Annotated in this window: 21 protein-coding genes; 10 read left to right on the top strand and 11 right to left on the bottom strand. The window is 73.3% G+C overall.

Features of this window, described 5'->3' with window-relative positions; genetic code table 11:
* Positions 1–26 precede the first annotated feature (26 nt).
* Positions 27–2489 carry a sensor histidine kinase gene (locus ABD223_RS20265; RefSeq protein ID WP_344037884.1) on the bottom strand — a complete coding sequence of 821 codons (2463 nt, stop codon included), beginning with the start codon at positions 2487–2489 and terminating at the stop codon, positions 27–29.
* A gap of 215 nt (positions 2490–2704) precedes the next feature.
* Positions 2705–3634 (bottom strand): SMP-30/gluconolactonase/LRE family protein, encoded by a 930-nt coding sequence (locus tag ABD223_RS20260; protein WP_344037883.1) that lies wholly within the window; start codon positions 3632–3634, stop codon positions 2705–2707.
* A gap of 566 nt (positions 3635–4200) precedes the next feature.
* On the opposite strand from ABD223_RS20260, the gene ABD223_RS20255 reads away from it, so the two are divergent.
* Positions 4201–4413 (top strand): hypothetical protein, encoded by a 213-nt coding sequence (locus ABD223_RS20255; RefSeq protein ID WP_344037882.1) that lies wholly within the window; start codon positions 4201–4203, stop codon positions 4411–4413.
* Between the two features lie 13 nt (positions 4414–4426).
* Here the strand turns inward: ABD223_RS20255 and ABD223_RS20250 are convergent, their stop codons facing one another.
* Entirely contained in the window at positions 4427–6049 is a 1623-nt protein-coding gene (locus ABD223_RS20250; RefSeq protein WP_344037880.1) for a PucR family transcriptional regulator, read from the bottom strand.
* A gap of 254 nt (positions 6050–6303) precedes the next feature.
* Here ABD223_RS20250 and ABD223_RS20245 point away from each other — a divergent pair, with 254 nt between their 5' ends.
* From ABD223_RS20245 to ABD223_RS20225, 5 genes are all read left to right on the top strand, one after another.
* The gene (locus ABD223_RS20245) at positions 6304–7176 is read left to right on the top strand and encodes an FAD binding domain-containing protein (protein WP_344037879.1); all 873 of its coding nucleotides are present in this window, start codon (positions 6304–6306) and stop codon (positions 7174–7176) included.
* A 2-nt stretch (positions 7177–7178) separates the two neighbouring features.
* Positions 7179–7673 carry a (2Fe-2S)-binding protein gene (locus ABD223_RS20240; RefSeq protein ID WP_344037878.1) on the top strand — a complete coding sequence of 165 codons (495 nt, stop codon included), beginning with the start codon at positions 7179–7181 and terminating at the stop codon, positions 7671–7673.
* Positions 7670–9028, top strand: coding sequence for an 8-oxoguanine deaminase (locus tag ABD223_RS20235; protein WP_344037877.1), 1359 nt, complete (start codon positions 7670–7672; stop codon positions 9026–9028). The genes ABD223_RS20240 and ABD223_RS20235 overlap by 4 nt, the downstream gene beginning before the upstream one ends.
* Positions 9029–9378: 350 nt before the next feature.
* Positions 9379–11604: a molybdopterin cofactor-binding domain-containing protein gene (locus tag ABD223_RS20230; RefSeq protein WP_380645751.1), complete on the top strand. Its 2226-nt coding sequence runs from the start codon at positions 9379–9381 to the stop codon at positions 11602–11604.
* Positions 11605–11730: 126 nt separating this feature from the next.
* Positions 11731–12213: a nucleoside deaminase gene (locus tag ABD223_RS20225; protein ID WP_344037875.1), complete on the top strand. Its 483-nt coding sequence runs from the start codon at positions 11731–11733 to the stop codon at positions 12211–12213.
* A 250-nt stretch (positions 12214–12463) separates the two neighbouring features.
* Here ABD223_RS20225 and ABD223_RS20220 read toward each other — a convergent pair whose 3' ends face one another.
* Entirely contained in the window at positions 12464–13264 is an 801-nt protein-coding gene (locus ABD223_RS20220; protein WP_344037874.1) for a CPBP family intramembrane glutamic endopeptidase, read from the bottom strand.
* A gap of 44 nt (positions 13265–13308) precedes the next feature.
* On the opposite strand from ABD223_RS20220, the gene ABD223_RS20215 reads away from it, so the two are divergent.
* The gene (locus ABD223_RS20215; protein ID WP_344037873.1) at positions 13309–13932 is read left to right on the top strand and encodes a TetR/AcrR family transcriptional regulator; all 624 of its coding nucleotides are present in this window, start codon (positions 13309–13311) and stop codon (positions 13930–13932) included.
* Here ABD223_RS20215 and ABD223_RS20210 read toward each other — a convergent pair.
* Genes ABD223_RS20210 through ABD223_RS20195 form a run of 4 tightly spaced genes read right to left on the bottom strand, consistent with a single transcriptional unit; the run spans position 13929 to position 17441 of the window.
* Positions 13929–14546, bottom strand: a complete 618-nt coding sequence (locus tag ABD223_RS20210) for a response regulator (RefSeq protein ID WP_344037872.1) — start codon at positions 14544–14546, stop codon at positions 13929–13931. The genes ABD223_RS20215 and ABD223_RS20210 overlap by 4 nt on opposite strands.
* Complete coding sequence (locus tag ABD223_RS20205; RefSeq protein ID WP_344037871.1) at positions 14543–15799, bottom strand: sensor histidine kinase; 1257 nt, start codon at positions 15797–15799, stop codon at positions 14543–14545. The genes ABD223_RS20210 and ABD223_RS20205 overlap by 4 nt, the downstream gene beginning before the upstream one ends.
* Before the next feature lie 2 nt (positions 15800–15801).
* Entirely contained in the window at positions 15802–16527 is a 726-nt protein-coding gene (locus ABD223_RS20200; RefSeq protein ID WP_344037870.1) for an ABC transporter permease, read from the bottom strand.
* Between the two features lie 5 nt (positions 16528–16532).
* Entirely contained in the window at positions 16533–17441 is a 909-nt protein-coding gene (locus ABD223_RS20195; protein WP_344037869.1) for an ABC transporter ATP-binding protein, read from the bottom strand.
* Positions 17442–17770: 329 nt separating this feature from the next.
* Here ABD223_RS20195 and ABD223_RS20190 point away from each other — a divergent pair, with 329 nt between their 5' ends.
* The 3 genes from ABD223_RS20190 to ABD223_RS20180 are packed head-to-tail and all read left to right on the top strand — an operon-like array spanning position 17771 to position 20166.
* Positions 17771–18499: an alpha/beta fold hydrolase gene (locus ABD223_RS20190; RefSeq protein ID WP_344037868.1), complete on the top strand. Its 729-nt coding sequence runs from the start codon at positions 17771–17773 to the stop codon at positions 18497–18499.
* A gap of 43 nt (positions 18500–18542) precedes the next feature.
* Positions 18543–19193: an HAD family hydrolase gene (locus tag ABD223_RS20185; protein WP_344037867.1), complete on the top strand. Its 651-nt coding sequence runs from the start codon at positions 18543–18545 to the stop codon at positions 19191–19193.
* Between the two features lie 10 nt (positions 19194–19203).
* Complete coding sequence (locus tag ABD223_RS20180; protein ID WP_344037866.1) at positions 19204–20166, top strand: LLM class F420-dependent oxidoreductase; 963 nt, start codon at positions 19204–19206, stop codon at positions 20164–20166.
* Between the two features lie 49 nt (positions 20167–20215).
* Here the strand turns inward: ABD223_RS20180 and ABD223_RS20175 are convergent, their stop codons facing one another.
* The 3 genes from ABD223_RS20175 to ABD223_RS20165 form a co-directional block, all read right to left on the bottom strand.
* A complete protein-coding gene (locus ABD223_RS20175) occupies positions 20216–21568 on the bottom strand; it encodes a serine/threonine-protein kinase (protein ID WP_344037865.1) in 1353 nt (450 codons plus the stop codon).
* 185 nt (positions 21569–21753) lie between these two features.
* A complete protein-coding gene (locus ABD223_RS20170) occupies positions 21754–22233 on the bottom strand; it encodes a hypothetical protein (protein ID WP_344037863.1) in 480 nt (159 codons plus the stop codon).
* Between the two features lie 47 nt (positions 22234–22280).
* Entirely contained in the window at positions 22281–23552 is a 1272-nt protein-coding gene (locus ABD223_RS20165) for a PucR family transcriptional regulator (protein WP_344037862.1), read from the bottom strand.
* Positions 23553–23558 lie beyond the last annotated feature (6 nt).

The following is a 23558-nucleotide window of genomic DNA, read 5'->3' as shown; positions in this document are numbered from 1 at the left end:
TCCAGTCGTCCGGCCACTGCTGCTGGTCAGGGTTCGAGCTCCTCACCTGTGCGACGGGCGTCGCGCGTGCCCCGTTGGAACGCCGACAGGCCCTTGCGGACCCGGTCTGCGGACTTCTCGGGATCGACCTCGGCGAGCGGTTCGGGCGAAGGGTGGAAATCGTTGCGCACCAGCTGCGGCGCGAGGTTCTGCTGCCTGCGCCTGCGGGGCAGTTCGGGCCGACCGGCGGCACCGGCGGTCGACTTCGGTTCGGCGTCGGGCCACGCCTCGACCCGGTTGCGCTGCGGCAGCTCCAGCTCGCCACTGCGCTGCGACAGGTCGAGCCCGCCGCTCATCCGCTCGACCTCGGGGAGGGGATCCGGGGCGGGCGGCGCGGTGTTGACGTGGTTGTTGTTGGTCGTGGCACCGGCGTTGGCCGCGGCCTCCGCCTGGGCCCAGAAGCCTTCGAGGTCTCGGGAGGTGTCGGGAAAGCCGGCGTCTCGCACTGGGTCGTCGCCCTGCTCCGGGATGTCGTGGAAGGGGCGGCGGGGCAGTTGCCGCGTCTCGGCGGGCTCGGTCACCGTGCTGGGGCCCGCGACGATCGCGGACGGGATGAGCACGAGCGCCAGCGTGCCGCCGTAGGGCGACTCGCGCAGCTCGACGTGGATGCCGCGGCGGGCGGCCAGCCTGGCGACCACGAACAGGCCGAGGCGGGACTCGCCGCGCAGGCGCATGGCGTCGAACTCCGGCGGGTCGGCCAGCATCGCGTTGTGCTGGTCGCGGTCCTCCGGGTTGATGCCGAGGCCGTGGTCCTCGATCTCCACCACGATGCCCTGCGGCACCTCGCTGGCGTGGACCTGCACCTGGGACCGGGGCGAGGAGAACGCGGTGGCGTTGTCCACCAGCTCGGCGATCAGGTGGATGGTGTCGGCGACGGCCGCGCCCACCAGCGCGGTGTCCGGCACCGGGTTGACCTTGACCCGGACGTACTGCTCGGTCTCGGCCACGCCGGCGCGCAGCACGTCGAGCAGCCGCACCGGCTTGCGCCACTGCCTGCCCGGCTGCTCGCCCGCCAGGATGATCAGGTTCTCGGCGTTGCGGCGGGCGCGGGTGGCCAGGTGGTCGAGCTGGAACAGGGCGTCGAGCTGCTCGGGGTTCTCCTCCTCGCGCTCCAGCTTGTCCAGGATCTTCAGCTGGCGGTGCACCAGGCCCTGGTTGCGGTGCGCGATGTCGAGGAAGACCCGGTTCACGCCCTCGCGGGCCTGGCTCTCCTTGACCGCCGCGGCCACGGCGGTGTACTGGGCGGCGTTGAACGCGTCGGCCACCTGGCCGATCTCGTCGCTGCCGTAGTCCAGCGGCGGCACCTCGACCTCGACGTCCACGTGCTTGCCCTCGCGCAGCCGGTCGACGATGTCGGGCAGGCGCTCGTGGGCCAGGGTCAGCGAGTCCTTCTTCAGCGACGCCAGTCGCGTGATCAGGGCCTTGTTGACCAGGCGGTTCGACGTGCGGATGGCGATCAGGATGCCGATGATGACGGCGAGCAGCGCGATGAGGCTGCCGACGATCACGGTCCGGAACTTGCTCTCGCCGCGCGACATGGTGACGCTGACGGCGCTGGCGGCCTGCTCGCTGACCAGCGCGGTCAGCTCGGCCGAGATCGGGCCGCTGACGTTCTGCCACTCCTGGAGCGAACCCGCCTCCAGGGGCCGGTCGCCGTTCTGGACCAGCCTGCCCTCGAACTCGATCAGGCGCTTCCACTCGTCGCCCTCGACCATGAACCGGTAGTGCTCGCGCACCTCGGGGCGCGCGTGGGGCTCGTTGGACTCGAAGGAGGAGTGGTAGGCGCCGACCAGGCTGGCGAACTCGACGTGCTCCTCGGGCGTGAACCGCCCGGCGGCCAGCGCGCCCGAGGCCAGCGAGGTGGCCCGGGACATCCAGTCGGAGGCCTTGAAGTACTCGGAGGCGGTGATGGCGCCCTTCATCGACTCGGCGTCGGGCACCACGCGCGCCTGCACGCTGAACAGCGCGTCACCGGCGTCGAGCACGCTGTTGTAGTACGTGTAGATCTCGGCCTTCGACGCGCGGCCGGCCTCCAGCGCGGTGCGGCGCTGCGGCAGCTGGTCCAGCAGCACGTTGAGCGCGTTGATCCGCTCGACGATCTCCGGCGGCGCCTGCGAGGCCAGCTCGGTGAACGCGGCCCGCATCTCCTCGACCGCCCGGTCGCTGTCCCGCTGCTGGGCCTCCAGGTCGCTGGTGCCGGCGTCCGGCAGCGCCAGCGCCGTCATGGTCAGCTCGCGCTCCTTCTGGATCGCGGCGAACGTCTGGACGGCCGGGATCGAGGCGTCCCGCACGCCTTGCGCCACCGCGCGCAGGTAGAAGCCGTCGAAGACGGTGTAAGAGGAGAACAGGGCCCACATGATGAGCAGGACGATGCTGGGGACGACGACGACACCGGTGAGTCGCGAGCGGATCGTCTTGTAGTTCGTCTCCGTGGTGCTCTTCTGCTTCACAGCACTCCGCAGCCTCGTCCAGGTACCAGGTCAGGCGCAGCACTAGGGGCGCTGTCTCTTCGTTCACCCGATCCGGCCACGGAACGGTAACACTAGAAGATCATCATTACGAAGAGACAGCGATCACTCGCGCGACGCGACGATGAGGTTACCTAGTCGAGTGACACCCCGAACAGGGGGCCGATGTGAACTTCCCTTGATCGGCCCCCTGACTTTCACGCCTCCGGAACGGAAACCGCGTCGTACGTCGTCGTGGGCGTGGGAGGGGTCGTGAAGCGGGCGTTCGGCAGGTACAACCGGTGACCGAACGAGGCCACCGTCGTCGGCACGTCGAACCGCGGGTCAGTGATCTTGGTCACCAGCTCGCCGCGGGCGCCGTCCCTGGCCAGCGTGAAGACGGCCACCGTGTTGAGCCGGTTCTGCACCACGTAGAGGGTGCGGCCCTCGACCAGCAGGCCGTCACCGTTGGTCAGCACCTCGCCGCCCAGGTCGACCGCGCGGGTCACGCCGGAGCGCCCGTCGACCCGGTGGAGCCGACCGGTGTTGCTCTGCACGATCAGCAGCGCTTTGCCGTCGGGCGTCTCCGCGATGCCGTTGGCGTTGTTGACACCGGGTGTCAGGACGAAGTCACCGCCCAGCGGAATGGCGGTGTGCGACTCCGGCAAGTCGCCGTGCCGGCCGAACGGGATCTTGTAGAGCACCGCCTTGCGCGAGTCGGTGAAGTAGGCGGCGCCATCGGTGATCACCACATCGTTGACGAACGTGTCCGCGTCTTCCGCGAACCGATAGGACTTGAGGATCTTTCCTGTTCGCGCATCGACAACGCGCCCGTCACCCCCCGCGCCACCGGCGACGAACAACCTCTTGCGCCGGTCGACCTTCAACCCGACCGACGCGGTCCCCGGCCCCTGGCTGAACACCTCGCCGCGCCCGGTCCGCAGGTCGACGCGGAACAGGTCGCCGTCGGCGCGCGAGCCGAAGTAGGCGGTGGGCGCCGAGCCGATCGCGATGCCCTCGGGCAGGAAGCCGTCGGGCAGGGGGAACCCGGTCGGGAACGGGTGCGCGTGCGCGGCGGCGGCGGGCGCGGCGGTGACGAGGGAAACCCCCAACACCACGGCGGCCAGCGCACCGGGGGTGCGAGACATGAGCGCTCCTTGCGGTTCGAGTCCGTCGTGGGAGTGTTCCGCGCTCCGGAGGGCCGGGAGAAGGCCTCACAGCGAACCGACAGGCAGAGAGCCGACGGGTGACGGCCAGTGGATCAACGGCCCGATCGGCACGGGGGCGTCCCGCCGGGTCACCGGGCAGACGGGTCGAGGGTGCTGGTCCTGGTGCCGCACGTGGTGGCGGCGGCGCCCCGCCTGAACCGCCTGGTCGCGAGCGTCCCGCACCGGGCGGAGTACCGGCGCCGGACGATCCCGTGTTCCACCCGTCACCGGATCACCGGCTTCCCGACATTTTCGGTAATGGGTGAGGTCGCGGTGCCGGCGCCAGCCGGGTGTTCGCGACGGCGCGCAGCACCTGCACGCCGCGGAACGCTCCGTGGCGCGGGCGACCCGGACTTCGTCAGCAACGCCGTCCGTCATGCCGTGGGAGAGCATGGACCGCTTGGTCCAGTGCGGGAACTCCGGCCGTCGGTGTCGGGAGTGGGTGTTCGACGGGTTTTTCGCAGTGGGTCATGAGGTATCCCGGGAACCGATCCTGGGAGGTTGTCGTGGCACGCATCCGTCCGTCCAAGCCGATGGCGTTGTTCGGTGCCGTGGTGGGTCTGGCGATCCTGGTGTTCGGCTTCGTGAACATGCCCAAGGACAGCGGTTTCCTCTACCTGTGGATGGCCGTGGGCCTCGGGGTGGTGGGGTTCAACCTCTGGGCCGCGTTCAGTCGCAGGGGCGCCACCCACGTCATCGAGGAAGATCGCCGCGGTTGACCCGCGTGGACCTCTACCCCGCTTGCAGGGCGAGGTAGAGGTCCACGCGCTCGGTGAAGTTCGACAGGTCCGCGCCGAGCAGCTCCTCGGCCCGGCCCACGCGGTAGCGCAGGGTGTTCACGTGGACGTGCAGGCGGGCGGCGGCCGCGGTCCAGGAGCCCGAGCAGTCGAGGAAGACCCTCAGCGTGCCGATCAGGTTCGAGCCGTGCGCGGCGTCGTAGTCCAGCACCGGGCCCAGCAGTCGGCGGCGCAGCGACCCGCGCAGGTCCTCCGGCACACCGGCGAGGAGCAGTTGGTGCAGCGCGATCTCCTCGCCCGCCACCACGCACGTCAGGCCCCCGTCCCGATCGCCCGATCGCCGATCGCCCAGCCGCTCCCCCAATCGCCGCTCGCCCGGTCCCCGATCAGCCAGTCGCCGCTCCTCCGGCTGCCGCTCGCCCCGTCGCCACTCGCCCTGTCGCCGCTCGCCCAGCCGTTGCTCCTCCAAGCGCCGCTCGCCCAGCCGCCGCGCGTGGGAGGCCTCCTCGGCCGCGCCGCGCAGGCCGTTGTGCCCCACCGGGGACGAGATGCCCACCAGCACCCGCGTGGCGCCCAGTCCCGGCTCCGCGACGCGCAGCGCCGACCGCACCTCCTCGACCCACGGCCCGGCCGGCGCCAGCGCGTACACCTCGTCCTCGACGCTCGTCAGCAGGAACCCGGGCGCGACCGCCGCCAGCGACTCCTCCAGCAGCGCCTCGACCCGGTCGACCCGCCCGTCCGACGCCGAGGCCGCCACCACCCGCAGCGGCGCGCCCGGGTCCCAGCCGACGGCCGCGATCCGGGCCGCCACGTCACCGCCGGCCAGGACTTGGCGCAGCAGGGGCCCGGCGGCCCGGTTCTCGATCCGACGCCCCTGCACGACCCGCGCCCGCTCCACCCCGACCAGGCTGGCCAGTTCGACGGCCGCCTCGTCGTCGGCGCGGTCGCCGGAGACGACCAGGATCCACGCGGTCAGCCGCTCGCCGCCGCGCGCGGTCACCGGCAGCAGCGTCACCCCGCGCACCGCCCGCGGCAGCCGGTCCGCCACCAGGAACTCCCGCACCAGGTCAGCCGCTCCCGGCAGGTCGGGGCCGGCGACCACGTGCCCGGTGCACGCGAGCACCCAGCACGGCGCCCCCAGTTCCGCGGCGCCGGCCTCGACCAGCTCCGACAGCCCGCCGCCCTCGGCGACCACGGTCAGCAGCCGCCGGTGCCTGCCCAGCTGCGCGCCCGCGTCGCCGACCCGCTCGGCCGCGAGCTCCAGCACCACCCGCTCGGTGATGGTCGCGAACGACAGGTCGACCGGCACCTCCAGCAGCGGCACCCCGTGCCGCTCGCACGCCTCGACCAGCGCGGCGGGCAGCTCCTCGGCTTCGGGCGGGCTGGCCGCCAGCGCGGCGACACCGCACCCGGCCAGCGAGGAGACGAACCGCTCGCAGTCCCCGGCGGTGCGGTGCCACAGGAGCCCGGACAGCACCAGCTCGCCACCGGACAGGTACCGCGCCGGTTCCGGCAGCTCGGTGCCGTAGAGCCTGGTCACCGGCCGGTCGAGCAGGTCGCCGCCCACGACCGGGCGCAGCCGCAGATCAGGCATCCCCACCAGGTCCCGGATCCGCACCGCGCCCTCCTCGCCTCGGCCGAGCAGATCGTTGCACCGGGGACATCTCCGCGCTTCGCCGCCGTCCGATCGTGTTTGTAGGAAAGCACAAAACACTTCGCTGTAGGAGCCTGTGGTTCATGCACCGCCGCCGTAGCCGACCATGCGCACCGGTCTGTGTACTGACCCACATCGACCTGGACTGACCTGCACCGACCCGGACTGCCCCTACCGACCGCACCGCCCAGCCGACCAGCCGACCGCCGAGGTAGCCGATGGACTTCCTTCGCCCAGCCACCCTGGCCGAGGCGCTGAGCCTCAAGGCCCAACGCCCGGACGCCGTGCCCATCGCGGGCGGCACGGACGTGATGGTCGAGCTGAACTTCGACCACCGCAGGCCCGCCGCCCTGCTCGACCTGACCCGGATCGCCGAGCTGAGCGAGTGGGACCAGGTCGACGGGTCGGTGCGGATCGGTGCGGGCGTGCCGTACACGCGGATCATCGAGGAGCTGGGCGACCGGCTGCCCGGCCTGGCCATGGCCTCCCGCACGGTGGGCTCGCCGCAGATCCGCAACCGGGGCACGGTCGGCGGCAACCTCGGCGCGGCCTCCCCGGCGGGTGACGCGCACCCGGTGTTGCTGGCCTCGGGCGCGACCGTGGAGGTCGCCTCGACCCGCGGCACCCGGCTCATCCCGGCCACCGCGTTCTACCTGGGCGTGAAGCGCAACGCGCTGGAACCCGACGAGCTGATCGCCGCGGTGCGCGTGCCCGTCACGGGGGCGCCCCAGCAGTTCGCCAAGGTCGGCACGCGCAACGCCATGGTCATCGCCGTGTGCTCGTTCGCGCTGGCCCTGCACCCGGCGCGGGGCGGCGTGGGCGCCGCCGTCGGCTCGGCCGCACCCACCCCGCGCCGCGCGCCGGCGGCCGAGGACTTCCTGTCCGGTGAACTCGCCTCCTCTGGTCAGTGGGAGTCGCCCCGACCGCTGCTCGACTCGGTGAAGCGGCGGTTCGGCGAGCTGGTCGCCGAGGCCGCGAGCCCCATCGACGACGTGCGCGGCACGGCCGCGTACCGCAAGCACGCCCTGTCCGTGCTGGCCCGCCGCGCCCTCGGCTGGGCCTGGCAGGACTACTCCGGGAAGGCGGCCTGACCATGCGCGTGGACGTGACGGTGAACGGCGAGCGGCGGCGCGCCGACGACGTGTGGGAGGGCGAGAGCCTGCTGTTCCTGCTGCGCGAGCGGCTGGGGCTGCCCGGCTCCAAGAACGCGTGCGAGCAGGGCGAGTGCGGCTCGTGCACGGTGTACCTGGACGACGTGCCGGTGTGCGCGTGCCTGGTCGCCGCGGGCCAGGCGCAGGACCGCGAGGTGCGCACGGTCGAAGGGCTCGCCAAGGGCGACCTCGCCGGACGCGCCGACGCGCTCGACCCCGTGCAGGAGGCGTTCGTCGAGACGGGCGCGGTGCAGTGCGGTTTCTGCACCCCCGGTCTCATCATCGCCACGCACGACCTGCTCAACCGCGTCCCGCGGCCCAGCGACCCGGAGATCCGCGAGGCCTTGGCCGGGAACCTCTGCCGCTGCACCGGCTACGAGAAGATCCTGGACGCGGTGCGGCTGGCGGCCTCCACCCGGGAGGGTGGGCGCCCATGACCCCGACGATCATCGACGGCGCCGCGGTGGCCACCGTGGACGCCGCCGGCACCGAGCACGCCTTCGGCCACGTCGTGGTCGAGGACGGCCGGATCACCGCCGTCGGCCCCGGCCAGGCGCCCAAGCCCGCCGGACCCCACACGTGGGTCGACGGCAGCGGCTGCCTGGTCACCCCAGGTCTGGTCAACACGCACCACCACCTCTACCAGTGGGCCACGCGCGGCATCGCCCAGGACGCCACGCTGTTCGAGTGGTTGACCGCGCTGTACCCGGTGTGGCGCGGCCTGGACGCCGGCATCACGCACGCCGCGGCGGCGGCGGGTCTGGCCAAGCTCGCGATCACCGGCTGCACGACCGCCGCCGACCACCACTACGTCTTCCCCCGCGAGGGCGGTGACCAGTTCGAGGCGCTGGTGACCGCCGCCCGCCGCGTCGGCGTCCGCCTGCACGCCGTGCGCGGCTCGATGGACCGGGGCCGGTCTCAGGGCGGCCTGCCGCCGGACAACCTGGTCGAGGACACCGAGGCCGCGCTCATCGCCACCGAGCGCGCCGTCAACGACCACCACGACCCCGCACCCGACGCGCTGGTCCGCGTCGCGGTCGGCCCGTGCTCGCCGTTCTCGGTCAGCCGGGAGCTGATGACCGGCGCCGCCGAACTGGCCCGCGCCAAGGGCGTCCGCCTGCACACCCACCTCGCCGAGACCACCGACGAGGAAGAGCAGTGCCTGGCCGAGTTCGGCTGCACGCCCACCGAGTACGCCGAACGCCTCGGCTGGCTCGGCGACGACGTGTGGCTCGCGCACACCGTGCACCTGTCGCCCGACGCGGTGAAGCGACTGGGCGCCACCGGCACCGGCTCGGCGCACTGCCCCACCTCCAACGGCCGCCTGGGCGCCGGCATCGCCCCCGTCCGCGACCTGCTCGACGCCGGCGCGCCGGTCGGCCTCGGCGTGGACGGCGCCGCGTCCAACGAGTCCTGCGGCATGGTCGAGGAACTGCACCAGGCGCTCCTGCAAGCCCGCCAGCGCGGCGGCCCGCGTGCGCTGGACGCCCGCGAGGCGTTGTGGCTGGGCACCGCGGGCGGTGCTCGGTGCCTCGGCCGGGACGACGAGATCGGCTCGATCGAGCCCGGCAAGCTCGCCGACCTCGCCGTGTGGCGGCTCGACGGCCTCGACCACGCGGGCATCGACGACCCGGTCGCCGCCCTCGTCCTGGGGCCGTTGCCGAAGCTCAGGCTCCTGCTCGTGGGCGGCCGGACCGTCGTGGACGACGGGGAGCTGCGCACCGCCTCGGAGACCGAACTCGCGCGTGACCTGCGGGCTGCCGCTGGGCGGTTGAAGGCGGCTGCCCGGTGATGGGGCGGCTGGTCACGCTGGGGCTGGTCACGCTGGGGCTGGTCACGCTGGGGCTGGTCACGCGACGGTTCGGCACTCGCAGCCAACCCGCTATGAGGCGACCGGTTACGTGGCAGCCTGCTGTGCCCCAACCCGCTGTGCGCCGACCCGCCACACGGCAGCGCCTGCGGTCCGGTGAGGTGGTCGCACGTGGGTGGGAGGGCGCTTTGGGGGGCGTGCTCGGAGCGCCCGCGGCTGCGGGGGTGTTGGTGGGACGGGCGCGGTGCTGTGCTGGGTCGCGTGGAGCGGTAGGAGTGGTGGAGGGCGAGGATGAGGCTGCCGGTACGTGCTCGGAAGGACGGTAGGACGCGATGAGCCTGATGCCCACCGAACTGACCTCTTCCGTGGCCGGTGGCATCGGGGCCAGCCCTCAGCGGCCCGATGGCAACCTCAAGGTTCGCGGCGAGTTCGCCTACGCCTCGGACCTGTGGCACGAGGACATGATCTGGGGTGCGACCCTGCGCAGCCCTCACCCGTACGCCAGGATCCGGTCGGTCGACCTCACCGAGGCGCTGCGGGTGCCCGGCGTGTACGCCGTGCTCACGCACCGGGACGTGCCGGGGCTGAACCTGTGCGGCCTGGAGCACAAGGACCAGCCGGTGCTGGCCGAGGACGTCGTGCGCTACCAGGGTGAGCCGGTCGCGCTCGTGGGCGCCGACCACCCCGAGACCGCCCGGCGCGCCATGGAGCGCATCGAGGTCGACTACGAGGTCCTGAAGCCCGTCGTGGACATGGAGACCGCGGTCGACGACACCCCGCTGCACCCCGGCGGCAACCTCGTGCGGCACGTGCCGATCCGGCGCGGCGACCAGGACGCGCGCGCCGAGGTCGTGGTCACCGGTCGCTACGAGGTCGGCATGCAGGACCAGGCGTTCCTCGGCCCCGAGTCGGGCTTGGCGGTGCCCGCCGAGGACGGCGGCGTCGACCTCTACGTCGCCACCCAGTGGCTGCACGTCGACCAGGCCCAGGTCGCCGCCGCGCTCGGCCTGCCGCTGGAGAAGGTGCGGCTGACCCTCTCCGGTGTCGGCGGCGCGTTCGGCGGGCGCGAGGACCTGTCGATGCAGGTGCACGCGTGCCTCCTCGCGCTGCACACCGGCAAGCCCACCAAGATGGTCTACAACCGGGAGGAGTCGTTCTACGGGCACGTGCACCGGCACCCCGCGGTCCTGCACTACGAGCACGGCGCGGACCGCACCGGCAAGCTGGTGTACGTCAAGGCGCGGATCCACCTCGACGGCGGCGCGTACGCGTCCAGCACCGGCGCCGTGGTGGCCAACGCGGCGACGCTCGGCATCGGGCCGTACGAGGTGCCCAACGTGACCGTGGACTGCTGGGGCGTCTACACCAACAACCCGCCGTGCGGCGCGATGCGCGGGTTCGGCGCGGTGCAGGCCGGTTTCGCCTACGAGTCCCAGATGGACAAGCTCGCCGCGGCCCTGGGCGTGGACCCGGTGGACCTGCGGATCGCCAACGCGATGAGCGAGGGCTCGGTGATGCCGACCGGCCAGGTGGTCGACTCCGCCGCACCGGTGGCGCGGCTGCTGGAGCTGGTCAGGGACAAGCCGCTGCCCTCGAAGTCCGCCGCGCTCGACCTGCGCGACATGCCCGGCGGCGTCTCCAACACCACGCACGGCGAGGGTGTGGTGCGCGGTGTCGGCTACGCGGTCGGCATCAAGAACATCTGCTTCTCCGAGGGCTTCGACGACTACTCCACCGCGCGCGTCCGGCTCCAGGTGATCAACGGCGAACCCGTCGCGCTGGCGCACACCGCCGCGGTCGAGGTCGGTCAGGGCCTGGTGACGATCGTGCAGCAGATCGTGCGCACCGAGCTGGGCGTGGAGCGGGTGACGATCCTGCCCATGGACACCGGCATCGGCAACGGCGGCTCCACCTCGGCGTCCCGGCAGACCTACGTGACCGGCGGCGCGGTGAAGGCGGCCTGCGCGGCGGTGCGGGTGAGGCTGGTCCAGCTGGCCGGCGGCCGCGACCCGGACGCGCTCGACCTGGCCGCGCTGCTCGGCGACGAGGTGGTCGAGGAGACCGCGGAGTGGCGGCACCGGGCCACCGAGCCGATCGACCCGGTGACCGGGCAGGGCAACGCGCACGTGCAGTACGGGTTCGCGGCCCACCGGGCCGTGGTCGACGTCGACACCGAGCTGGGCCTGGTCAAGGTGGTCGAGCTGGCCTGCGCCCAGGACGTGGGCCGGGCGCTCAACCCGCAGGCCGTCCTGGGCCAGATCCAGGGCGGCTCGGCGCAGGGCCTCGGGCTGGCGGTGATGGAGGAGATCCAGACCGAGGACGGCCGGGTGCGCAACCCGTCGTTCACCGACTACCTCATCCCGACCGTGCTGGACATGCCGCCGATGACCATCGACGTGCTGGAGCTGGCCGATCCCCACGCGCCCTACGGCGTGCGCGGCGTCGGCGAGCCGCCCACGATCTCCTCCACCCCGGCCATCGTCGCCGCCGTCCGCGCGGCCACCGGCCGGGACCTGCCCCGCGTGCCCGTGCGACCGGAGCACATCACCGGCACCTGACCACCCGCGCCGCGACGCGCACGCCCCGAGCAAGCCCCGGACCAGGTCGCCCAGGCGACGCCAGCAGGCCGGGCGCACCACCCGACCCACCGACCCGCGGCGAACCCGTCCGCGCTGGGAGGCGCCATGACCACGACCACCTCCCCCGACCAGGCCTGGCTGCGCGAATCCGTCGAGCTGGCCACCCGCAACGTCGCGGCGGGCGGCGGCCCGTTCGGCGCGGTGGTCGTCCGCGGCGGCGCCGTGGTCGCCACCGGGACCAACCAGGTGACGACCTCGCTCGACCCGACCGCCCACGCCGAGGTGGTGGCGATCCGCGCGGCCTGCCGGGCGATCGGCGACTTCCGGCTCACGGGCTGCGTGCTGGTGTCCTCGTGCGAGCCGTGCCCGCTGTGCCTCTCGGCCGCCCTGTGGGCGCGGGTGGACCGGGTCGTCTACGCCGCGGACCGGCACGACGCCGCCGCGGCCGGGTTCGACGACCGCGAGTTCCACGAGCTGTTCGCGAGGCCGCGCGACTCCTGGGACCTGCCGGTGCGCCAGGTCTCCACGGGCTCGGACGACGCGCCGTTCAGGGCGTGGCTGTCCCGGGTGGACCGCGTCGACTACTGATCGCGGGCGCACGTCGACGGGGCCGCGGTGCGGGAAGCGGGTGGTGGGGGGAGCGGTGTCCATGGGGCAAGGCTGGGCCGGGTGGCGGTGTGGTGCAACGACTTCCGGTGGGGCTGTGGACAAGTCGGGCGGGGTGCCCGGTGAAGGGCTCGAAACGTCCCCCGTTCGAGTGGCGGGGCTGTGGACAACTTCGAGAGCGCCCAGGTGGAGCCGAGCAGGGCACCGCGCGGGGCAGGTCGGAGACGTGCGGTCAGGTGACCGCCCCGACCAGCACCGGAGCGGCGTTCATCGCGCCGTGGACGACCAGCGGCGGCCACATCGCGCGGTACCGGCTCCACAGGTAGCCCAGGAACAGGCCCTGCACGCCCTGGTTGACGAACGCCGAAGCGAGGTCGACCGCGAGCCGGTCGGTGCCCTGGATGCCCACGTGCCACGCGGCCCACACCAGTGACGTGAGCACGATGCCGGCCCAACGGCCCGTGGTCGCCTCCCACCGCGTCTGGAGCCAACGCCGGTAGAACACCTCCTCCAGCAGGGCGTTGACCAGGAAGACCACCACGATCGTGGCGAGCAGCGTGACCGGGCCGACGGTGTCCGCGTAGTCGCTGGCCGGCGTGAGGAGCACGATCAGGACCACCCAGGCGACCACCGCCGGAACGGGCGCGAGACCCGGTCGCGCCGTGATCCTGTTGCGCCGCAACACCACGAGGGCCACCAGCAGGATCGCCGACTTGAGGGCGGTGTGCGCCGGTTCGCCGCCGCCGAGCAGCCGCAGCGACACGGCGAAGAGCACGGCGAGCACCAGGAGGACCACGGCCTCCGCGCGCCGTCGCCCGGACCGGTCCGGCTCAAGCTCCGACCCAGGCGACGGCGATGGCACCAGGCGGACCAGCACGATCCCCACCAGCGCGGGGATCCACCGCAGCCACATCGGGGTGGTGCCGGTGTGGTCGGCGGAGTACCGGATGCCGGTGTTGCCGGTGACCAGCAGGAACAGCGCCGAACCCGCGATGGTCGTCAACCCGGCGACGAGCAGGAGTTTATTTCGCACACTTGTACGGTAACCGATACCGCACAAGTGTGCTATAAAAAGATGTGCCGAAGCTCGTGGACCACGACCGACGACGCGCCGAGCTGGCCCGCGTGGTGTGGCGGGTCATCGGCCGCCACGGGATCGAGGGCGCCACGGTCCGGCGCGTCGCCGAGGAGGCGGGCGTCTCGATCGGCGGGCTGCGCCACTACTTCGACAGCCACCAGGGACTTCTGCGCTTCGCGGCCGCGGAGGTGGCGAGCGCGGTGGGTCCGCGCGTCGCGGCGCACCTCGACGGCGACCTGCCCGGCCCGGAACGGGCGCGGCTGGTCCTGGAGGAGCTGCTGCCCCTGGACGCCGACCGGCGGGTGGAGGTCGACGTGTGGCTGGCCTGCCTGGCGCGGGCTCGCGTCGACGGCGCGATGGACGAGCTGCGCCACGCCGCGTGGGCGGGCGAACGCCACCTCTGCCGCCTCGCGGTCGCGCTCTGCCGGGGCGGGGCGCCCCCGACGGCCATCGGCGACGAGCTGGACGAACGGCTGGAGCGGCACGCCCGCCGGCTGCACGTCGTCGTGGACGGGCTCACGTTGCAGACCGCGATGTTCCCCGACCGGTTCCCGGTGGACGAGCTGCGCGAGGTCCTGCGCGCCGAACTCGACCGCACCGCAACGGATCCCGCCGACCGCTAAGCGCCCAGCAGACCCCGCTCGTAGGCGACGGCGACCGCGGCGGCGCGGTCCTTCACCCCCAGCTTGGCGTAGACGTGCACCAGGTGCGTCTTCACGGTCGCCTCGCTGATGAACAGCTTCACCGCCGCCTCCCGGTTGGTGCAGCCGCGCGCGATCAGGCCCAGCACCTCGACCTCGCGGTCGCTCAACGGCTCCGCCGCGGGCTGCCGCACCTGGCCCACCAGCCGGGTCGCGACCGACGGCGACAGCACCGCCTCGCCCCGCGCCGCCGAGCGCACCGCCCGGAACAACTCGTCGCGCGGCGTGTCCTTGAGCAGGTAACCCGTCGCGCCCGCCTTGATCGCGGGCAGCACGTCGCTGTCCGTGTCATAGGTGGTGAGCACCAGCACGCGCGCCGAAGAGCCCCGCAGCCGTTCTATCGCGGTCACGCCGTCCACGCCGGGCATCCGCAGGTCCATCAGGACCACGTCCGGCCGCACGGCGCGCACCACGGCCACCGCCTCCGCGCCGTCCGCCGCCTCGCCGACCACCTCGACGTCCCCGGCGGTGGCGAGCATGCCGCGCAGCCCGTCCCGCACCACCGGGTGGTCGTCCACCACCACCACGCGGATCACCGGGCCACCTCCGCGCGAACCGAGGCCGGCACCAGTGCCGGGGCCGGAACCGGGGCCGCGGACACCGACGCCGGGATGGCCGGCACCGACGCCGACACCGCCGTGCCGCCGCCCGGCTCGGACTCCACCACCAGCGCTCCCGCCAGGCGGGACACGCGCTGGCGCATCCCGACCAGGCCGAAGCCGTCCGTCGCGCCGGCGGGGTCGAACCCGGCTCCGTCGTCCCGCACGTCCAGCGTCACCACGTCCTCCATGTACGACAGGGTCAGGCCGACCCGCGACGCGCCCGCGTGCTTGGCGACGTTGGACAGCGCCTCCTGCGCGGCGCGCAGCAACGTCACCTCCACCTCCGGGTGCAGGGGCCGCGCCCGCCCCGTCGTGGCGACGGAGGCCGCGACACCGGTCTGGTCGGTCCACCCGGTCACGACCTCCGACAACGCGTCGGGCAGGCTCGCGTCCACCAGCGCGGGCGGACGCAGGGCGTGCACGGAACGGCGCGCCTCGGCCAGGTTCTCCCTGGCCAGCCGCAACGCCGTCTCGACGTGCCGGGGCGGGTCCTCGTCGGCCTGGAGCTGGGTGATGATGCCGGCGAACCCCTGGGCGAGGGTGTCGTGGATCTCCCGCGCCAGCCGCTGCCGCTCGTCCAGCACGCCCGCCTCGTGGGCCTGGATGAGCAGCTGGGCGTGCAGGCCCGCGTTCTCCTCCATCATCGCCGCCATCTCGGCGACCATCTCCTTGCGGCGCCGGGACTGCTCGTCGGTGAAGTGCCCGATCAGGGTGAAGGTGCCCGCGATCGTGACGATGATGAACACGATCGCCAGGTACACGCCGATGGACACCGGGTCCGGCGCGGGCAGGCCGCCGTGCAGCGAGGTGGCGGCCAGGACGCCGGTGGTCACCACGCCCCCGAGCTTCCAGCGGCCCGGCAGGACGGAGAACGCGTAGATGTAGCCGGCGAACGAGAAGAACCCGAAGATGGAGTGCCGCAGCCCCAGCACGGCGTAGGCCACCAGGATGCCGATGTAGAACACCGCCATCAGGCCGCGCCGACCGCGCCACCCCGGGTGCAGCGTGTACCACCAGAGCATCCACAGGGCCGTGGCGGCCGCGATGCCGATGTTCACCGCCCGCGTCGCCGGCGGGTCCGGGATGATCAGCACGTACACGAGGGTCGGCAGCGCAAGCACGAGGTACGGGATGGCGTGGTCCGCCGCGTGCAGGCGGCGCTCCCACACGTCGAGCTTGTCGGTCATCGCTACTCCCAGCGGAAGGACTTCGCCGCGACGGTACCCGCCACCACCGTGATCAGGGCCAGGACGCCGAGGTGCACCGGGTCCGGCGCGGCGCCCAGCCACGACTCCTGCAACGCGACGACGCCGGGCGGCAGGTACTCGCCGACGCGCGCCAGGAAGTCGGGCATGAGGAACCGCGGCAGGTAGGCCCCGCCGAAGAACATGACCAGCATGAACGCCACGGTCGCCCAACCGCCCGCGGACCGGGCCGTCGGCGACCACGCGGCCACCAGCAGGCCCAGCGCGGACAGCGAGAGCATGCCGAGCAGGCACGTCACCAGGAAGCCGAGCGGGTGGTGCGGCAGGTCGATGTCGAACACGACCCGGCACACGACCATGAGCAGCGTGATCGACAGCGCGCCCGCGATCAGGTTGACCGCCAGCTGGGCGAGCAGCAGGCGGGCCGGGCTGACGGGCGTGGTGGAGAAGCGGCGCAGCACGCCCTTCTCGCGGTAGGTGGCGACGGTGGCGGGCAGCTTGTTCAGGCCCAGGAACGCCAGCGCGATCACCACCAGCGTGGACACGTAGGCGTCGATGAACCTGAGGTCGCCGAACTGGGGGTCGGGGGTCCGCAGCGCCGGGAGCGCGCCCAGGACCAGCAGCAGGAGGGACGGGAAGAAGATGGCGAACGCGACCGAGACCGGCTCGCGCAGGAACAGCTTCCACTCGATCTTGACGATCTTCAGCATCTCGTTCACTCCGTGAGCGCGCGGCCGGTGAGGCGGATGAAGGCGTCGTCCAGGCCCGCCTGCTCGATGCGCAGGTCGGCGGCGACGACGTGGTTGCGGGCGAGGACCGACGTGACGGCGTGCAGCAGGTTGCCCTTGCCGGTGACGACGACCCGCGGGCCGTGCTGCTCGACGTGGGACACCTCGGGCAGCTCCCGCAGCAGGTCGAGGTCCAGCGGGCCGGCCGGCCGGAACCGGACCGTCTGCTCGTCGCTCACGCGGGACACCAGGCCCGCCGGGCTGTCCACGGCGACGAGCCGGCCCGCGTCGATCAGGGCCAGCCGGTCGCAGAGCCGCTCGGCCTCCTCCATGAAGTGCGTGACCAGCACGACCGTGACGCCGGAGTCCCGGACCTGCTCGACCAGGCTCCACGTGTCGCGGCGGGCCTGCGGGTCCAGGCCGGTGGTCAGCTCGTCGAGCACGGCCACCCGCGGCCTCCCGATCAGCGCGAGCGCGATGGAGACGCGCTGCTTCTGGCCGCCGGAGAGGTGGCGGTACTCGGTGCGGGCGCGGTCGCCGAGGCCGAGGCGTTCCAGCAGCTCCCGCCAGTCGGCCGGGTCCCGGTAGAACGACGAGTACAGGTCCAGCGCCTCGCCGACCCGGATGCGGTCGGGCAGTTCGCTCTGCTGGAGCTGCACGCCCAGCCTGGTGCGCAGCTCGGCCCGGTCGCGCCGGGGGTCGAGCCCGTCCACCCTGATGGTGCCGCCGTCCGGCGAGCGCAACCCCTCGACGCACTCGACGGTCGTGGTCTTCCCGGCCCCGTTGGGACCGAGGATCCCGAAGATCTCCCCCTCGTCGACGGTGAACGACACGCCGTCCACCGCGACTTTCCGGTCGTACCTCTTGACGAGGTCGACCACCTCGATGATCGCCATGCCCCCAGGCTCGTCGACCGGACCGCCCGGCGGATCACACGGCGGGTCGGACTCCTGGTCAACCGATCGGTTGATGCCCCGTAGACCACCCCTGAGCCCGGTCCCGGGGTTGCCCGGGGCCGGGCTCAGGGGTCCTGAACGTTGAACTCGGGGGTCCTGAGCGTTCGACTCGCGCGTTCTGGGCGTACGACTCGCGCGGCCGGAACGTACGACTCGCGGTGTCGGAATGGAGGACACGCGGTGTCGGAGTGGAGGACACGCGGGGTTGTTGAGACGGGGATGGTGGGATCGGCGGCGACGAGTGGGCGTCGACCGGCAGAATCGGGGGCGTGACTCCCCCCTCGCTCCTGTTGGCCCACGGCGCCGGCGGCGCCGTCCGCGCGAACTTCAGCCCGCTCATCCCCCAGCTGTCCCGCAAGCACAAGGTGCACGCGGTGGACTTCCCCGGTTCCGGCAGCACACCCCGGGCCACCGGGCCGCTGGAGCTCGACGACCTGGCCGACCAGCTCGTGGCCTCCGCCGAGGGCGACGAGCGGTTCGCGATCGTCGGCTTCTCCCTGGGGTGCGCGGTCGCGGTGCGCGCCGCGCTGCGGTACCCCGAACGCGTCACGGCCCTCGTGCTCACCGCCGGGTTCGCGCGCGCCGACGACGAGACCCGGGCCCGCCTGCAGGAGTGGTCCAGGCTCCTGGGCGCGGGCGACCGCACCGCGCTGGCCCGCTACCTCATGTCGACCGTGCTCGGCGAGCCGTTCCACCGGCGGATGACCGCCGAGCAGGAGTCCGGGTTCCTGGAGCTGGTCGCCATGACCATCCCGCCCGGCAGCCCCGAGCAGGTCGACCTGGTGCTGCGCACCGACCTGACCGACGAGCTGCCGCGCGTGCACGTGCCCACCCTGGTCGTCGGCACCAAGCACGACCGGCTGATCTCGCCGAGCTCCACCCGCGCGCTGGCCGACCTGGTCCCCGGCGCGCGGTGGGCGGAACTGGACAGCGGCCACGCGCCGGCGCTGGAGGCGCCCCGCGAGTGGGCCAGGCTGATCGAGGAGTTCCTGGGCTGATCGGAGCGGTTTGCCGATCGTCCGGTCGGGCTAACCACGGCCCATGACCAACACGCTCGTCCTCGACGTGGACGGCACGCTGGTGGACACCAACTACCACCACGCCGTGGCCTGGTTCCGCGCCTTCCGCCGCTTCGACATCACCGTGCCGACCTGGCGGCTGCACCGCGCCATCGGCATGGGCGGCGACAAGCTGGTCGCCGCCGTGGCCGGCGAGCACGTCGAGCGCGACCACGGCGACGACCTGCGCGCCGCGTGGGAGGCGGCGTTCGAGCCGATGCTCGCCGAGGTCCGACCGCTGGAGGGCGCGCACCGGCTGGTGGCGGCGGCGTTGGAGCAGGACTTCGCGGTGGTGCTGGCCAGCTCCGGCAAGCGCCACCACGTGGACCACTACCTGAAGCTCATCGACGCGGTGGACGTGCCCTCCACGTCGTCCGACGACGTGGAGGAGAGCAAGCCCGCGCCGGACCTCGTCGAGGTCGCGCTGGAGCAGGTGGACCGCGACGGTGGCCGGGCCGTGGTGATCGGCGACTCCGTGTGGGACTGCGACGCCGCCCTGCGCGCGGGGCTGCCGGTGGTGTGCCTCCGCACGGGCGGTTTCGGCGAGGTCGAGTTGCGGGAACGCGGCGCGTCGGCAGTCTACGAGGAACTCGACCAGTTGCGGGCGGACCTCACCGACCTGCCGATGGCGTAGGAGGACGACCGTGCGGATCGGCTACACCCTGATGACCGAGCAGGCCGGACCACGAGAGCTGGTCGAGCACGCGGCGCTCGCGGAGGAGGCCGGGTTCGACTTCGAGGTCATGAGCGACCACTACTCGCCGTGGCTGGACGAGCAGGGGCACGCGCCTTACGCGTGGAGCGTGCTGGGCGCGGTCACCCAGGCCACCCGGCAGGTGGAGCTGATGACCTACGTGACCTGCCCGACCGTGCGCTACCACCCGGCCGTGGTGGCGCAGAAGGCCGCGACCGTGCAACTGCTGTCGGGCGGCCGGTTCACGCTGGGGCTGGGCGCGGGCGAGAACCTCAACGAGCACGTGGTGGGCCGCGGCTGGCCGCCGGTGAACGTGCGGCACGAGCTGCTGAAGGAAGCCGTGGAGATCATCTCGCTGCTGTTCGACGGCGGGTACGTGAACTACTCGGGCGAACACTTCCGGGTGGACTCGGCGAAGCTGTGGGACCTGCCCGAGCAGCGGGTGCCGATCGCGGTGGCGGTGTCGGGCAACCAGTCGGTGCGCACGTTCGCGCCGCTGGCCGACGCGATGGTGTCCACCGAGCCGGAGTCGGCGCTGTGCCGGGAGTGGGACGTCTTCCAGGGCGGCGGCGCCTCGTCGCGGAAGATCGGGCAGCTGCCGGTGTGCTGGGACACCGACCGGGACCGGGCCGTCGAGCGGGCGCACGAGCAGTTCCGCTGGTTCGCGGGCGGCTGGAAGGTCAACTCCGAGCTGCCGGGCCCGGCCGGGTTCGCGGGCGCCACGCGGTTCGTGCGGCCGGAGGACGTGGCCGAGCAGATCCCGTGCGGCCCGGAGGTGGGGCCGATCGCGGAGGCGGTGGCGAAGTTCCGCGACGCCGGGTTCACCGACCTGGCGCTGGTCCAGATCGGCGGCGACCACCAGCGGGAGTTCCTCGACTTCGCCAAGGGCGAGCTGCTGCCCGCCCTGCGCTGAGCACCCCGCGCCGACCACCCCGCGCCGACCACCCCGCGCCGACCACCGGTCAGCCGTTCCCGCTCCTGCCCCTGGTCGGGTCGGCGGGCTGCTGCGGCTGCCCCTGTTGCGGGTGTCCCTGCTGGGGCTGGCCCTGTTGCGGCTGCGCCGGCGACGGTTGTCCCTGCTGGGGCTGCGACGGCTGTGCGGGCGACGGCTGCTGTTGCGACTGGTCCTGCTGGGGCTGGTCCTGCTGCGGCTGGTCCTGCTGCGGTTGGTCTTGTTGCGGCTGGTCCTGCTGCACCGACGAGGCCGCGGCCTCCCGCGACACCGTCACCGTGGCACGCCCCGCGGGCGGCGCCTCGGTGGTGGTGACGTCGACGACCGGCCTGACGCCGGTGGCGGGCGGCGCGTCGGACGGCGTCGCGGTGGCGGGCCGGTCGGGGTTCCCGTCGGAGCCGGTCGGCGGGTCGCCCGGGTTGAGCAGGGTCAGCAGGACCAGCGACGCCGCGGCCACCGCCACCCCACCCAGCAGCACGGCGACACCGGGCCGGCGCGCCGGGGCGGGCGGCGGCGCGACCTCCACCGCCGCCTCGGCCAGTGGCGGCAGGCCGGCCGCGGCGCGTTCGGCGGCGGTGAGCAGCCGGGCGCACTCGGCGGCGGAGGGCCGCCGCCCGGGGTCGGTGGCGGTCATGGCGGTCAGCGCGGCGGTGAACCCGCCGGGCAGGTCGGTCGGCACGCGGGGTTCGCGGTGCAGGCGGGCGAGGGCGGCCTCGGTGTCCCCGCCGGGGTACTCGGGCCTGCCGGTGAGGCACTCGACCAGGACCAGGCCCAGGGCGTAGACGTCGGCGGCGGGCGACACGTCCGCGCCGCGGACCTGCTCGGGTGACAGGTAGCCGGCGGTGCCGACCAGGACTCCCGAGCGGGTGACGCGGGTGACCTGCGCCTGGAGGGCCAGGCCGAAGTCGGCGAGGTAGGCGCGCCTGCCCGCGGTGTCGAGCAGGATGTTGGAGGGCTTGACGTCGCGGTGCACCACGCCGTTGGCGTGCACGTGGGCCAGCACCTCGGCGACCTGCGCGCCCAGGTGGGCCACCACCGCGGGCGCCAGCGGCTCGCGCATCCGGCGGCGCAGCGTGCCGCCCTCGACCGGCTGCATCACGAAGTAGGGCCGCCCCTGGTGGACGCCGGTGTCGTAGACCTCCACGAGACCCGGGCAGCGCAGCGCGCCCAGCACCTCCGCCTCGCGTTCGAGCCGGATGCGGTCCTCGGGGGTGGCCTCGCCCTGGAAGAACTTGATCGCGACCTTGCGGTCGAGCCGCGTGTCGAAAGCCCGGTACACCTCGGCCATGCCGCCCGAGCCGTAGAGGTCGCCCAGGGCGTACCTGCTGCCGACGACCTCTCCGGTCAGGTCACCTTCCCACATCCAGGTCGCCCCTCCGCTGCGTTGACGTGGCCGCCGGACGCCGGAAGGTACCCGGTCTCACGCCGCGGTGGTCACCTCATGTGCATTGTCGGCGACACCTACCCGCAATTTTCCTGTCACAAACCACCTGTTCTTCGGAATTTCGAAGGGCCGATCGAGTGACGTCGGCCCCTCGTGAGGACGCCTCACGGCACGGGTGTCGCGCAGGGCGTCGTGGTGGTGGACCCGGTCGGGAGGGTGGTCACCGGCGGGCCGCCGGAGGCCAGGCGGGTGCCGCCGCAATAGCCGGTCTCGACGCGCGCGTCGGCGGAGTCCCCCGACGCGAACACCAGGTACTCGGCGTTCGCGGACAGGGTGATGCCGCAGGTGCCGCCGTGGATCGAGGTCAGCACGTCCACCATGGGCGGCACGTCGCCCTTGTGCTCCACGCCGACCTGGACGCGGTAGCGGTACCTGTCGTCGCCGACGGTGGACGGGTCGTTCTCCTCGACCGCGGAGGCGACCACCGTGCCGGTGAACACGTGGGTCGCGCGATGGAACCGCTCGCCCTCGGTGCTGGGCACGCAGCTGCAGGCGCCGGCCGGACCGGTGAACACGGCGGTGAGCAGGACGGCGGTGGTGACCAGGGCACCGGCCGCGTGTGCGAGCAGACGGGAGCGCGCCAATGTATCCCCCTCTTCGTCAGGGATGGTCGTGGCGGTGTCGGCCGAGCCTAGTTCCCGGCGTGCAGGGCCAACCAGAGTTCCGCACGCGTCCCTGCGGGTTCCAGCGAGCGCCCGAGCAGTTCCTCGACGCGCCGCAAGCGGTTGCGCACGGTGTGCCGGTGCACCCCCAGCCTCGCGGCGGCCGGGTCGAACTGGCCGTGGCACGACAGCCACACCCGCAACGTCTCGCGCTGCGCGTCGTCCAGCGGGGCCAGCAGCGCTTCGGCGTGCTCGGCCGCGTCGGGCGCGAGCAGCCTCGCGGCGGCCACGTCCTCGAACCGGGCCACGCCCTCCTCCAGCGCCCGCAGCGCCTCCCGGTAGCCGCGCGCGACGCCCGCCGCGTCCACCGGGCTCGACGCGGCGGCCGGGACGTCGAGGTCGTGGGCGAGCACCACCAGCCGCCCGTCGACCTCGGCCCAGAACCCGGGCGGGTCGGGCACCCGCGCCGACGGCAGGAACACCCGGAACGGCGCTTCGGGCAGCCCGGCCACCTCCTCGCCCGCCAGCAGCAGCCGGAACCGCTCGGCGCGCAGCTCCCGGTGCGCCCGGTCCACCTCGTCGGACCGCGCCAGCGCCAGGGTGAGCAGCGACGCGGCGGTGTTGACCACCGCCGCCTCCAGCGGCCGCGGCGCCAGCACGGCCAGGAAGCCGCGCCGCCCGAGCACCTGCATCGCGGCGTGCCGCTCCCCCACCTGCCACGCCGCGCCCGCCGGTCCGCCGGACGCGCCCAGCAGCCGTGCCCGCGCGGCGAGGTCGGGCACGGCGGGGTCGCCGGCGGCGTGGACGGTCGCGCCCGCCTCGTCCAGCAGGACCGCGGCGCCGTCGAGCAGCCGGGCGAGCCGCCGCACCACGCCCGCGGCTCCCCCCGTGACGGCGGCGCGGGTCAGCGCGTGCTGCGCCTCGTTGGTCCGGGTGAGGGCGGCGTGCGCGTCGGCGGCCACCGCCTTGGTGATCGCGATGAACGGCGTCGCCCTGGGCACCTCCAGCAGCGCCAGCCCCGCCTCGACCGCCGCCGTGACCAGGTCGGGAGGCGCCTCGTCGTGGCTCAACCCGGTGCCGAACCCCAGGCCGGCCACGCCCGCCGCGACGAGCCGGCGCACGTAGTCCCGGTGGGGTCCGAGGGCGATGCCGGTGGTCAGCAGCAGCTCGCCGCCCTCCAGGAACGGCGTCGGGTCGGTCAGCTCGGTGCTGTGCACCCACGCCACCACGCGGTCCAGCCCGGCGTCGACCAGGACCGGCAGGCCGACCTTGCGGGCCAGCGCCCCCACCGTCAACGGCATGGACAC

Source organism: Saccharothrix xinjiangensis, from assembly GCF_039527585.1.
Lineage (GTDB): Bacteria > Actinomycetota > Actinomycetes > Mycobacteriales > Pseudonocardiaceae > Actinosynnema > Actinosynnema xinjiangensis.
The sequence above is the reverse complement of the archived record's forward strand: the minus strand, read 5'-3'. Positions and strand labels throughout refer to the sequence as shown.